General features: G+C 43.2%; 11 protein-coding genes. 4 read left to right on the top strand and 7 right to left on the bottom strand.

The genetic code is table 11. The features are described from left to right. Nucleotides 1-56 precede the first annotated feature (56 nt). From NBH16_RS11655 to NBH16_RS11670, 4 genes are all read left to right on the top strand, one after another. Entirely contained in the window at nt 57-875 is an 819-nt protein-coding gene (locus NBH16_RS11655; RefSeq protein ID WP_005860794.1) for a helix-turn-helix domain-containing protein, read from the top strand. 112 nt (nt 876-987) lie between these two features. Continuing rightward, nucleotides 988-1,743: a glucose 1-dehydrogenase gene (locus tag NBH16_RS11660; RefSeq protein WP_250788587.1), complete on the top strand. Its 756-nt coding sequence runs from the start codon at nt 988-990 to the stop codon at nt 1,741-1,743. A gap of 186 nt (nt 1,744-1,929) precedes the next feature. Next, a complete protein-coding gene (gene ahcY, locus NBH16_RS11665; RefSeq protein WP_011966979.1) occupies nt 1,930-3,348 on the top strand; it encodes an adenosylhomocysteinase in 1,419 nt (472 codons plus the stop codon). A 102-nt stretch (nt 3,349-3,450) separates the two neighbouring features. Then, on the top strand, nt 3,451-4,578 hold the full coding sequence (locus tag NBH16_RS11670) for a glycosyltransferase (protein ID WP_005860788.1): 1,128 nt from the start codon (nt 3,451-3,453) through the stop codon (nt 4,576-4,578). A 43-nt stretch (nt 4,579-4,621) separates the two neighbouring features. On the opposite strand, the gene NBH16_RS11675 is transcribed toward NBH16_RS11670, so the two are convergent. The 7 genes from NBH16_RS11675 to NBH16_RS11705 all read right to left on the bottom strand — a co-directional run bounded on the left by NBH16_RS11675 (nt 4,622) and on the right by NBH16_RS11705 (nt 14,333). Next, nucleotides 4,622-7,126, bottom strand: coding sequence for a YfhO family protein (locus tag NBH16_RS11675; RefSeq protein WP_250788588.1), 2,505 nt, complete (start codon nt 7,124-7,126; stop codon nt 4,622-4,624). Between the two features lie 23 nt (nt 7,127-7,149). Next, complete coding sequence (locus NBH16_RS11680; RefSeq protein ID WP_122382925.1) at nt 7,150-7,911, bottom strand: glycosyltransferase family 2 protein; 762 nt, start codon at nt 7,909-7,911, stop codon at nt 7,150-7,152. Between the two features lie 12 nt (nt 7,912-7,923). Continuing rightward, nucleotides 7,924-9,786 carry a DUF8451 domain-containing protein gene (locus NBH16_RS11685; RefSeq protein ID WP_008774360.1) on the bottom strand — a complete coding sequence of 621 codons (1,863 nt, stop codon included), beginning with the start codon at nt 9,784-9,786 and terminating at the stop codon, nt 7,924-7,926. A gap of 98 nt (nt 9,787-9,884) precedes the next feature. Beyond that, nucleotides 9,885-11,147: a glycosyltransferase family 4 protein gene (locus NBH16_RS11690; protein ID WP_250788589.1), complete on the bottom strand. Its 1,263-nt coding sequence runs from the start codon at nt 11,145-11,147 to the stop codon at nt 9,885-9,887. After that, nucleotides 11,144-12,487: an ATP-binding protein gene (locus NBH16_RS11695; protein WP_122144707.1), complete on the bottom strand. Its 1,344-nt coding sequence runs from the start codon at nt 12,485-12,487 to the stop codon at nt 11,144-11,146. The genes NBH16_RS11690 and NBH16_RS11695 overlap by 4 nt, the downstream gene beginning before the upstream one ends. A 14-nt stretch (nt 12,488-12,501) precedes the next feature. Beyond that, nucleotides 12,502-13,464, bottom strand: coding sequence for a glycosyltransferase family 2 protein (locus NBH16_RS11700; RefSeq protein WP_250788591.1), 963 nt, complete (start codon nt 13,462-13,464; stop codon nt 12,502-12,504). A 2-nt stretch (nt 13,465-13,466) separates the two neighbouring features. Next, complete coding sequence (locus NBH16_RS11705; protein WP_005864097.1) at nt 13,467-14,333, bottom strand: glycosyltransferase; 867 nt, start codon at nt 14,331-14,333, stop codon at nt 13,467-13,469. Between the last annotated feature and the right edge of the window lie 3 nt (nt 14,334-14,336).

The raw sequence follows: 14,336 nt of genomic DNA on the forward strand, positions 1-14,336 counted from the left end.
AAATCTTCATAATGGGCGGCACGATCTTCCCGTGTCGCCCATTTTCCTAAAGAACGATGGACGGAATCAACACACTGCGTTACTCGGATTTATTTTTAGCGATGTATTTCGATGGCGGAAAGAGCTGCCTGCACCGGAATCATTCGCATGTGTTGGTGTATGTATATTCCGGAGAGATGGTAATCGACGAGAAAGGCCAAATCACCCGGTTACATAAAGGAGAATGCGCTTTCATCCGCAAGGACTTCAGCGTGCAGATGACGAAACAAGCATGGAATGGCGAGCAGTTCAAGGCGATCTTCTTGATGTTCACCATGAAGTTCCTACGCGACTTTTACAGCAAATTAGATCGAAATACTCTCCCTAAAGATGCCAAGCGAGATCAGGTAAGCCTTTACAAGCTACCGTCCAACCGTCCCGATATCGTAAGCTTGTTTGAGTCGATGACCCCTTATTTCAATTCCAAGATCCAACCGACAGACGAATTGCTGCAACTAAAAATGGTCGAGGGCGTTTATGTGTTGCTCAATACCGACAAGAATCTATATGCCTCTATCTTCGATTTTACCGATCCATGGAAGATAGACATACTGGAATTCATGGAGCGGAATTATATGAACGATATTTCCATGGAAGAAATCGCCAACTATACGGGACGCAGTCTCTCCACATTTAAACGTGATTTCAAGAAATGTAGCGCTCTCTCGCCCCGGGAATGGCTCATCCGACGCCGCCTTGAAGCCGCACATGGGCTGATACGTAAAGGGGGGCGTAAGGTCTCGGAGATTTGTTTCGAGGTAGGCTTCAAGAACCTTTCCCATTTCTCGAAAATCTATAAGATAGCGTATGGCGTACCGCCAACCGAGGATATATAATATTTATAATGGGCCACACAACAAAGCTATTTGAACCACATAACAAAGCCTCCATACCACTCCCTCCTTATCTTCGCGACATAAATAATAACAAAATGTAAATCAAATGATCATGACAAAGACAATGGAAGAGAAAGTAGCTTTAGTAACCGGTTCAGCGATGGGTATCGGACTCGCTTGCGCTGAAGCCTTCGCCAAGGCTGGATACATAACCGTATTGGCAGACATCCGTGAGCCGAGAGAACAGGTAGAGAAATTAGTAGCCGAGGGACATAAGGCCGTAGCGTATCGGTGCGACGTATCAAACACGCAAGCCGTAAAAGAGATGATCGACTGGATCGTAGCTACCTACGGAAGACTGGACGCGGCTCTTAACAACGCAGGCATACAAACACCGCAACGCCCAATGGCGGAAATCACCGACGATGAATTCGACCGTACCGTGGCTGTGGATTTGAAAGGTGTCTGGAACTGCATGCGTTATGAGATCCTGCAAATGCTGAAACAAGGCGGCGGCGCCATCGTCAACACCTCATCGCAAGGCGGAGTCACGGGATTTCCGGGGCAAGCGGCCTACATAGCCTGTAAGCATGCCGTTATCGGACTGACACGTACCGCCGCTATCGACTATGCGGCAAAGAACATCCGCATCAATGCCGTATGTCCGGACGTTATCCGTACGCCGATGGCGGAAGACTTAATGCGGCGTGACCCTTCCTTGGAGAAGGAGCTGGTGCGCGACATTCCCGCAGGGCGGCTCGGTAAGCCGGAAGAGATCGCCAACGCCGTACTTTGGCTATGCAGTCCGCAAGCGAGCTTCGTCGATGGCCATGCGCTATTGGTAGATGGAGCCTTCAGTATTCATTAAAGCGCAAAACTACAGAGAACCCAATACTGCAACGGCGTTGCAGTGTTACTGCAATGCGGGTTGCAGTAACGAACCCACCGTACCCCTCAGCAAGCCTCTGCCCTAGATGGAAATTCATAGATAAAGAACACCTACTATCAACGCTTTTTCGTACCTTCGCGTCTCAACCATTTATAGTATTAATTTATGTCACAATTATTTCCAACTAATCTGCCTTATAAAGTGGCAGATATGAGTTTGGCTGAATTCGGTCGCAAAGAGATCGAGATCGCCGAACACGAAATGCCGGGATTAATGGCGCTACGCCAGAAATACGCCGATCAGAAACCCTTGAAAGGCGCACGTATCACCGGCTCACTGCATATGACTATTCAGACGGCAGTGTTAATCGAAACATTAGTTGCGTTGGGAGCGGACGTTCGCTGGGCTAGCTGTAACATCTTCTCCACACAGGACCATGCGGCAGCCGCTATCGCGGCGGACGGCGTACCGGTATTCGCTTGGAAAGGCGAGACGCTGGAGGAGTATTGGTGGTGTACGGACATGGCGCTTCGTTTCCCGGAAGGTAAAGGCCCTCACATGATTGTTGACGATGGAGGTGACGCTTCCTTGCTGATTCACATGGGCTATCGTGCGGAGAACGATGCGGAGACCATCAACCGCAAAGGCGGGAATCATGAGGAACAGGTAATTCTAGATACATTAAATCGTATCCTTCAAGAAGATAACAGCCGTTGGCACCGTACGGTAGCCGAGATGAAAGGTGTGTCGGAAGAGACGACCACCGGCGTTCACCGTCTGTATCAGATGATGGAGAAAGGTGAGTTGCTGGTTCCGGCTATCAATGTTAATGACTCCGTGACGAAATCCAAGTTCGATAACTTATACGGATGCCGTGAGTCTTTGGCGGACGGCATCAAGCGGGCTACGGACGTGATGATCGCCGGCAAGGTGGTAGTCGTAGCCGGATACGGTGACGTAGGTAAAGGCTGCTCTCACTCCATGCGCTCTTACGGGGCTCGTGTACTCGTGACTGAGATCGATCCGATCTGCGCCTTGCAAGCCGCTATGGAAGGTTTCGAGGTCACGACCATGGAAGAGGCCGTGAAAGAGGGTAACATCTTCGTTACAACCACCGGAAACTGCGATATCATCACGATCGAGCATATGACACAGATGAAAGATCAATCGATCGTATGTAATATCGGTCATTTCGACAACGAGATCCAAGTGGACAAGCTTGTCAACTATCCGAATATCAAGCACACGAATATCAAACCTCAAGTGGACAAATATACGTTCCCGAACGGAAACTCCATCTTCTTATTGGCAGAGGGACGCTTGGTAAACTTAGGTTGCGCTACGGGACACCCGTCATTCGTAATGAGTAACTCGTTCACGAACCAAGTGCTTGCCCAAATGGACTTATGGCAAATGGCTTATGAGGTAGGTGTATACCGCTTACCGAAACGCTTGGATGAGGAAGTTGCCCGCCTACACTTGGAACGTATCGGCGTGAAATTATCTACATTATCACAAAAACAAGCTGATTATATCGGCGTACCGGTAGAAGGACCGTACAAGGCCGATCATTACAGATACTAATTAATTGAAAATTGAAAGTTGAGAATTGAAAATGAAGGGAGGAGAGCTCCTGTAGTTCTCGATTCTTAATTTTCAATTTTCAATTCTTAATTTTCAATTACCATGCGTTTCGCTATTCTCTCCCCCATTTATCCCTATCGTGGCGGTATCGCCCAATTCAGCGGGATGCTCTATACGGAATTAGTAAAAGAAGGTCATGAAGTAAAGGCTTTCAACTTCAAACGTCTTTATCCGGATATCTTATTTCCCGGCAAGACTCAATACGTAGAAGCGGGAGACCGTGCGATCGAAATCGAGAGCGTGCGAGTATTAGATAGCGTCAACCCGGTTAGTTATTTCAGTACCGTAAACGCCATTCGTTCCTATGCGCCGGACGTACTGATTATCTCTTACTGGATGTCCTTTTTCGTTCCCGGATACGCCCACGTAGCGAATCGGATGAAAAAGCATTGTAAGGTAATCACCCTTATCCACAATGCGATTCCCCATGAGCCGCGTTTCTTCGACAAGCCTTTAGCTTCGTTACTTTTCAAGCAATGCCATGGCTTTATCGTGATGAGCGATAACGTGCGGTATGATTTGCGGAAACTTTACCCGGGCGCTAAATATATCCAGAACCCACACCCGCTTTACAATCATTTCGGGAGTAAGATCAACAAGAACGAGGCGTGCCGGAAATTAGGAATCCATCCGTCCAAAAAGAATCTTCTATTCTTTGGACTGATACGGGATTATAAAGGATTAGACCTGCTGATAGAAGCGATGGGACAGCTTAACGAGGATTACCATCTCATTATAGCCGGCGAATGTTACGGTAGTTTCGAGAAGTATCAGACCTTGATCGATGCATCTCCGGCAAAAAAACGTATATTCGTCCACTGTGAATATATCAGCGACGAGGAAATCCCCATTTATTTCTCAGCGGCGGATGCCTTGGTACTCCCCTATCGCTCCGCCACTCAAAGCGGTGTCGTATCCGTAGCCTACAATTACGATTTACCTATGTTAAGTACTCCCGTAGGCGATTTCAAGAACAGCATCGAAAAGCCGGGTACAGGCATCGTAGTGCCTGAGATATCCGCAACGGCCCTCGCCCAAGGTATCGAGGAACTTTTCACCCCCTCACAGCAAGCCACCATCCCTGCGAACATATCCAAAGAAAAAGCAGCCCTCTCGTGGGAAACCCTAACGAGAAAACTGCTCGATTTTATCAATAGCGGTTTCATCTAGTTGTAGAGACGGGGCACACCCCGTCTCTACAACCAACCGGAATTTATATCTCTTTTTGCTTTCTAGCTTTCCAAACCGAATATCCTACCGCACCAATCAATAACAACAAGATAATCAACGAACTAAAAGAAGTAATATAAGCCGCCGTAATATAACCTTGCGGTCTAAACTCAAATACGATCTGATGCTCTCCCGCAGGAACTAACATAGCCCTTAATATCCAATCCGCCCGGAAATGCGGAGCGGGCTTCCCATCAATCGTAGCCTCCCATCCCGGTTGATAATAGATCTCAGAGAATACCGCTAATTGCTCAGAATTAGCCTTCGTCGTATAAACTAATTTATTGGGACGATAACTATCCAATGTTATCGTAGCGGTAGAGTCCAATTGAGGCGTGAAACCTTTCACCTCATTGGCGAAACGTTTATCGACAACCGCCGTCGTTAACGGATTAATCGTATTCAACGCCGCTATTTCCGCATCCGCATTCTCCACGACCTCCACTTTATCCACAAACCAAGCGTTGCCGAAAGCGAACGGATTTCTCAAAGGCGGTTGCTCCGGATTATAGATAATATAACGTGTATTTAGCATATTCAAGGACGGGCAAGCAGCGAACGCCCCCATCAAATCCTCCGCAGTCTGCGCTTTCTGGAAAGCCCCGATAACCGAGTTAAGCTCTCCTTGCAGACGGTGGTCGATCAGTTCTTGGTACCGTCTCAGCTTCGCGGCGTAATAACCACCGACGGAATGGTGATAGTACGAGGTCGTTGTCTCCAAGAAAGGATTATTCAAATTCAAGACACGATAAGAAAGGTCCTTATCCTTCATGATTTCTTGATCGGCTACCGTCTCTTTATATACCTCTGTAGGTTTCTGGCGGATAAAGTTACTATCGTTCAAATACCGTTTATCCACCGTCCATAAGTCAACCAACATCAAGACCGCAACACCGATCCCTACGAATGTCGCCACCTTTTTCCGATCTTTCGAGGTATAGAACCAGAACAACAAAGCCGCCCCTAATAAGATAAAGACCAAAGAGCGCAACGCATCCGCCGAAGCCAAGGAAGCACGATCCATTAACAAGGCGTTGTAATACCAATCCGGCAACTGATATTGAGCGTCGAAAGAAGAACGGAAATCCAACAGCATACTCGGCATCAACCAAAGGATTAAAGAAAGCCCCCCCGTGATAGCCAAAGCAGCGATCAATCCTCTCTTCAACAAGGCATCGCTCACAGTCTCGGATAACACTTCTTTTAATCCCCATATAGCGATAATAGGAAATACCATACCCGGAATAACCAATGCCATCTCTACGGTACGGAACTTATTATACATCGGCAAGTAATGGAACATAAAGTCATTGAAGCTATCAAAATTACGTCCCAATGCCAGCAATATCAAAAAGACAGAACCTCCGAATAACCACCATTTCATCGGATTCCGGATCACGAACATTCCCAGAACAAACAAGAAGCAGACCAATGCCCCGAAATAAACCGGCCCGGAAGTAAATGTCTTCTCTCCCCAATAGGTAGGAGCCTGTACCTCTTTTCCGACTTGAGCGCCTTTCGCCCTTAATTCCTTATATAACTCAGAATCCGGGCCTAGCATTCCACCCGAACTTCCACCATAGGCATTCGGAACCAACAAGGTCAACAACTCCCCTTTTCCATAGCTCCAAGCGAACGCATAATCCTTGTCCAAGCCGGAAGAGATCTTCTCGCCCGAAGGGGTCGTTGTCGTTAATTCCGTAGCCCCACGGATAGAGTTCTGTCCCAAATCCCATTGAGCATACATATTCTGGGCATTCGGCAACACCGCCAATATCACGCATCCAGCCATAATAGCGGTTACCGTACCCAGTTCTTTATAAGCTTTTTCCTTCAGTTTATTGAACAAATATCCCAAATAAACGAAGAAGCAAAGTAATAATAAATAATAAGTGATTTGCAGGTGCGTATTCGCGATAGAGAAAGCGACACCCAACAAGAACACGACCGCCCCCCATAAATACTTACGCTTGAACAACAGGGCCATACCCGCCAACGTTAATGGCATATAAGCGATTACATACGCTTTCGTGACATGGCCGGCCTCTATAATGATCAGATTATAAGACGCTAAAGCGAAAGCGATGGCACCAGCGATCGCCAACCACCAATTTAGGCCCATGACACACATCAAGATATAAAAACAGACGAATCCGGTAAACACCATCCCCGCATCCATATATCCCAACGCTTTTAAAGGCTTCTCCACTAAAAGATATCCGGGAAACCGTGGAGCCGGATTGCCATATCCCGACACATAAGGCATTCCGCCAAACATGGCATCGGACCATGCGCTGAATTCTCCCGGTTGGGCCGTCTTCTCATATTCATCCATCTGGCTATTCCCCATACCGATAGCCTTTTCCGTATCCCCTTGCCGGACTACCTTACCTTCAAATACGGCCGGAGAAAAATAAATCACCGTCAATACCAAGAATACGGCTATCGCAGCGATATGTTTTCCCCATTTACTCATTATACTCCGCATAAAACTTATCTATAATTTATTGTTTATACTCTACCTTTAAACCATTTGGCAAAATAGAATCTCACGGCGAACCAACCATGCAACAGAATCGTCGACACCTTGCCATAATACTTACACATGACCTCATATCGCTCCTTTAAGGAAGCTTTCCGGTTCACACTACTTAACCCTTCCTCCAAAAAATTAGACAGGATCAAACGTGTATTATGTATTCTTTTCGATCGTCTCAGACATTGGATACACCAATCATAATCCGCCGTCAAACGGTATTCCATATTATATAACGGAGCGATCTCCCGTTTTGATATAAACGACTGGTGACAAACCAACATTCCCATCCGGAAACTCTTCCAAGTCAGTTTCTCCGGAGCTTTCAACCTGCGCATCCCTAACGATCTACCCTCCGCATCAACGATCCGGGTCTCTCCGTAAATCACGTCAGGCAAAGATACTTTCTTTTTCAAAGACGCCACAATTCTTTGCACGGTATCTGCGGTATAAAGTGTATCACCCGCATTCAAGAACCACACATAGTCCCCCGTAGCCAGCTTCAATCCCTTATTCATAGCATCATACAAGCCTTTATCAGGCTCGCTTATCCAAGAAGCGATACCGGACTCATATTGCTTGATGATCTCTACGGTCTTATCCTTCGACGCTCCGTCAATCAATATATACTCAATATTCGGATACGACTGGCTAAGTACGCTCAATATCGTACGCTCCAGCCATCGCTCCGCATTATAGGTGATCGTTATGATCGAAAATGTAGGTTGCTGATTCATTTCCATTATCTCTTATAAATTTCCGACTTGTCTCACACGATATTTTTGTAAAGGATGCTTAGGAGAAGACGGATATAATCTCTCTAGTAGCCCATCCTCTAACATTCTTGGTATAACCCGATTAATTAAATAAGAAGCCTCTCTATGAACAGCTTCCGCTATTATTTCCAGAGCTACATAATCCTCACAAACAGATAGTATTAACCTCGACAAATCCTCATAACGCATATATTTCTTACTTTCATCCTTCTCCAGTTTGCTTTCATCTTTTTGAGGCTTGCTTTCATCCTTCTTCAGTTTGCTTTCATCCTTTTGAGGCTTGCTTTCATCCTTCTCCAAAAACAGCAAACGGTACCTAGTTCCCCGGCCATTTCCTATAGACTCCAAAAAACCAGCATTGCACATACTTTTCAGTAGCTTTGTAATATTTGAGCTATGTTGGTTCAAAATATATTGAAGTCTTTCATTAGATACTTGTTTTTCAGAGTAACAAAGAGCCAAAACCGTGAATTGATCATATGGAATTCTTTCAATTTCCCGTCCAAACAGACGCTTAAGTTCTTCTAAGACTTCCTCTGGATACAAACTTTCCATCGGTAAATTCAACACCACCCGATCCGGGTGACTTTGCTCCTCTACAAATGGAGGTCTCCAATTCGCATTTTTCCAACCCATAAAAATCTTATTCACCCCACTTCCTGCTTTCTCAGAGAAGCCAATCAGCATAAACATCTTTTGCAAGCTCTTATTACGGCATATACTTTCACCTCCGGCATAATACTGGGCCTTACTCACTAGCAGTGTTCCGGGATTTTTAAATACATAACGATCTTTCCATTGTTCTATCGTTATATTTCCTTCCTCCATATAATCACAATGCACCAATGTATTTACAAATGCCTCACGTAAAGCGACATGTGTGGTAGTATCTTCCAATCTCACACCATTCTCCAAACGGAATGGCTTAGGCAGTACAGATGATAATTTAGGATACACACGCCGATAAAATTGAAAAAGATTCGCTTCCCAAGTTCCATCCATACAAATGCGATCTGTCCATCTAACATTCTCATCTACCGACATTTTTTCCTGATAATCCGGAAAATAAGATGGAGCACATTCATTATCCGTTATACTTTCTGTCCTTCCAAACATTAATATACCCGCTAAAGTAAACCCTTCTTGACCTGTTTGCCTATCTTGTCGATATCCTCCCAATTTTCTCAAAAAAGCCATATCATCAAGTGTCAACCAAGGGTGATCTGGCTGACGACTAGAAAGTAGCAGTCGATATTGTTTAAGTGAGTCCAAATCAATATCTTCCATTGAATAATTACATAAAATACGAGAATCTCTCGGATGTTCCTCATCCGCATCGGCAATCATTCTGCGAACTTCCGTATCCGTACATTTATAATCTCCCTCATTATTTCGTTTATAAGTATGTCCATTCAAGGGATTTCTTGTTAAATATACAGGACGTTGTGAACGAGATGCTCTCGGAACATAAATCAGCAAAAGAGATTTTCCTCTATAGTCTACCTCTTGAATATTCTTGTCAGTAAGTAAATTAACATTAACGCAATCCGGATTATTCAATTGGTTACAAATGATTTGCCGATAAGACACAATTTGCTCTGGAAGAAGTCCCTCCACAAATAGTGCCCCATTTTTCTCCTTTATTCCCAGAACGATAGTTCCTCCATCTGTATTCGCAAATGAAGAATACGTTTCCCACACACTATTTGGGAATCCGGCACGAGCGGTCTTAAACTCTAAATCGACAGCCTCTTGACTACGTAACAAGCTATCCACATATTCTACAAAATCCCACTCGTCCACCTTAATCCATTCAGGCTTATGCTGATCGTCCATTTATTCCATTTTTCCACAAATGTAGCAATTTTCATTTGCTTTCAATCACCTACCAACAAGCATTCATTCTTACTTCGATATGCTGATCTTCTTTCACGCTATTTTCTCTTATTACACAGGCTCTGATACAAAGCTATATATTTTTCGGCAATAACCGATTCCCTATAACAATCATGCACCTTGCGGACGCAAGCCTCACTAAATCGAAAAGTCTCTTGGTTGTCAATTATCCACTTAATCCCTACAGCCAAATCATTTGTATCCTTATATTTAGCTACATACCCATTCTTCAAATGATCTATCATCTCCGGAATCCCTCCTGTCTCAAATCCCACACAAGGCGTACCGCATGCCATCGACTCCATAATCGTATTGGGTAAGTTATCCTCCAACGAAGGAATAACGAACATATCGGCACAGGCATAAACGGAAATCATAGAGTCTTGATCCGATATATATCCCAGCGTATTCACCTTAAAAGGAAACTGGCTAATCAATTCTTCCGAGCTATTTCCCATCAACACGATTTCTATGCGATCTTGGTATTTCTCTTTTAGTTTTTCGCAAGCCTCGATCAAAAAAATCGCTCCTTTCCGGGTATCTGAAAGCTTAGCGGCGGCAAAAAGAAGAAGGAACTTATCTTCCGGCAGGCCGAATCGTTTACGGGCCACCTGCTTTTCCATACGCTTAAAGGCTGTCACGTCAATCGGGTTAGGAATCGAGGTAAAACAGGCTGTTCTCAACCAATTGCCTTTTTTGGCCTCTTCCATTATCCATCGGCTACAACCGACAAATGTAATCTTAGATAACCCAATTTTCCCTTTCTCCTTAAAAACAGAAGCCGCTAGATCAAAAAACGGATTTCGTTTCAGCATCGGGCACTGATAACAATTCGATATATACTTCTCACATCCTCCCGGATAATGACAAATAGCCGTAGCTGGCCACAAATCATGCATAGTCCACACAATAGGTTTTCCGGTATTTACTAATTTCTTAATATCAGAAAGAGACAAAAATCCTTGATTCACCCAATGCAGATGAATCACATCTGCCTGTTGCACTAATGGGTGCTTCGATAAATCCGTGCCTGTATTGGCTATGGAAACTTGAAAAAGGTTCTTCTTGCTAAAGAAGTTACAGATAAAGATTATCAGTCGTTCCCAAATGAAGCGAAAAGAATTAAGCCTATGTGAAGTCCATGAATTATTTACAGAGAAAACTTTTACATGGTCTGTTTTCCGATCACGTACTAACATAGAAACCTCTACACCAGATTTACCCAATGCTTTCGCTAGTCGGTTCGCAGCGACTGCCGCTCCACCGGTTAATTCAGAGGTATTTAATATCAATATCTTCATGACTTCTCTATTATTTTCCAATAACCATTTTTCCTAGCTCCAATGCGTTCAATCCAACCATGCTCTTTCAACTTTTTTATAAGCTTCCGGATATACTGCTCTGTCAAATCCAAACGATTTGCTAAATCTATTTGACGGATAGTAGGCTCCTCTCGCAAGATCTGATATACCTCCCGTTCCATATCCGACAATTCATTTATCCGCTCATTTATCCGCTCATTTATCCGCTCATTTATCCGCTCATTTATCCGCTCATGAAAAAAAGTCAAGTATAAAAAACCCATCTTATGCTCATATACAGGAGCGGATAATCCTTCTGCCAAGCAGTTGTCAATAATACGTTGTGTTCCCCGTCCCCAACTCTCGATAAAGCCAGCTTTGTAAAAAACATCCGCTATCAACTTATTATGAGGTCTAGAGGGGTGAGGACGAGACAAGTCCTCAACCGTAATATCGTGCAAACGAGCTTCATTCCCTATCACCAGCTTGTCCTCGTAAACACGTACCTGAATTTCGGAAGAAACAAAATATTCTCGATGGATAATCGAATTCAATAAGGCTTCCCGCAGAGCCTCGTAGGGATAAACCAGTTTCTCACGCCTATGAATCCCCTCATACGATATATAACTTAATAAATATTTCGTTCGCAATATATCCAAAGCCCGATCAACCTGCTGAATCAGGTTCCCCTCGACAATATCGGTTGTCAGTACCTCCGTATCGGTAAGGAACTTTCCTATTTTAATACGAGCTTGTAACACATATCTCTGCACATTCTTTCCAAACAAGACTACAGCGGCTCTCTTGAAACGGCCTCCTACGACCAAATTCAACCGCTCCATCAAAGCCAGCAGATCCGTTTCCTGCTCGATGGAAGGAACCCGGTCTTTAGCCAATAGCTTAAAACGTTCTACCGTATCGGTATCTATGTCCTCCAATGAGAAATCCTCCTCGATCACACTTTCCCATGTCAAACCCATTTTCGCAGCCAAAAACATATTTAGCTGATTCCCTTGTAGCTCGGAAGTAACGCTTCCACTCCGGGTATAATACCGTCCATGCACGGAAATCGGCATGGCAGAAGGTTGGACTTCTATTTCCAAATATTCTTTACCGGCCTTCTCCCTCAAATGGATAAGAGGCATAATACCCGTTTTCTGAGCGATAAAGTTCGGCAGTTTCTCAATCAACTTCTTTGGCTGCTCTATCCCTACAACTTCTCCTTTATCATCGATACCGATATATAATACACCACCCTCCGTATTACAGAAAGCTGATATATAACGGGTATATTCGTCATGCCATGACTCTTTGAATTCGGTATGTTGGTTTTCTTCCATAATCTAAAATTATATCAAACTTTTTTTCTAAATATCCTCCGAACACAAGTATTTAATTTAACTAACAAGGAATATGGTAAACAATTTAAAAACAAATGATAGTTACAATCCAAATTCAATAATCCCCAAGACAATAAACGTATATACTCCAAAAATGCACTTTTCTTATCATTATCAAAAACAAAGATTACAAATCTTATCTTGTACCAAAGATAAACATAATTATCTAAGTCTTTTATCTGATAAGAGCAGTTTAGCCTCCAAAGCTCTATACCAACATAGTCTTCTTTTATTGCTGGCTGCATATTTTTCTTAACACTCAAATAGCAACTGCTATCTCTTCTATACAATGCTAGGTTTGATTTCGAATAAGCTATTTTATACAAGCAAGCTAATTTAGCCCAAACGATTACATCTTCACCTAAAGAAATGCCCTCAGGGAAACAACCAATAGATAAAATAGCCTTTTTTCGAACAGCCACAGCTGAAGTCCAAATAGGTCCTCTCGCTTTTGAGGCCATCGTAAAATAATTATCTAAAATACCCTCATTCTCTTTAAAAGAATAATAATCAATTGATGCGGGAGTTATCATATTATTCATCTTAAATGAATAAGCTGTACCAAAAATATCACATTCCGGATATTTTTCAACCAAGAAAGCGATAGTTTTTAAATAATCAGGTAACCACTCGTCATCAGCATCAAGAAAGGCAATAATCTCACCTCTAGCTTCTTTAATACCTTGGTTCCTCGCTGCAGAAACACCTTTGTTCTCCTGTTCAATCAATCGAACTGAATTTTTAAACACAGCTTCATTTTCTGAAAGAAAATCCATCAAAACAGATAAACTGTCATCTGTCGAACCATCATTGACTATTAGAATTTCAAAATCAGAAAAGATCTGCTGTTTAACAGACTCCATGGTTCGACAAATCACTGCAGCTTTGTTATAAAGAGGAATCACTATGCTTATCATATTTACATAACGCCTTTATTAGCATAATTAATAGCTTGAGATATTTCCATTATCTTCATATGGTACATCTCATACAATTTACCCCGGTTCTTGATTTCCTGAAATCCCATCAACCCCTTATTCCAAATACGCATTCCTCCAGCTATCATTGACTTAAAACCAGCATTATACCATCCAACTTTCAAGCCACACAACCATGCACGTAAACACAACTCACAATCATCACATTGGAAGGGGGCTAAAGAGAAATCAATATGTCCTAAATGCTCAATGAATAATTTCTTGTTTAACAACATGGGGGCCCGATTTACAGCATGCACAAAATAAAAATCTTTATCTCGTAGTCTATCATCCTTATATAAATCCACATATCCCCACTTTTCCTTATCATCGGTAACGAACTCCAATCCATTCAGACCACCTAGAATAGCCATATCCGGATATTTCTTAAAATAAGATATACCTTTGTCCACCCAGTCCAAATCGGTTATCTCATCATCATCCTGCATTAAGACTATATATTCACCATTTGCGAAACGAATAGTCTTGTCATACATCACGTTCTCATACAAGTCGTTGGCACGCACCAAAAACTCATTACCACGAGTAAGAAACCTCATAAGAGACTTAGTATGTTTGTATTCAGAGCCATCATCTATTACTACGATTTCCGCGTTCGGGTACTCACGTAATTTACTAACAATACGTTTGACTCCCACGCTTTTATTATGAGATTCTATAATAAAGCTAACAAGCGGTTGATTAGTATATCCTTTCGCCAACCAATCCTCATAAGTTTTCTGCTTTCTTTTAAAGGCACGTTTCGCCAATGCCCAATAAACTTTCTCCCAATATAAACGAATATCCATTCT

The sequence above is a fragment of the Parabacteroides sp. Y3-G-102 genome (genome assembly GCF_023656845.1).
GTDB classification, from domain to species: Bacteria; Bacteroidota; Bacteroidia; order Bacteroidales; family Tannerellaceae; genus Parabacteroides; species Parabacteroides distasonis.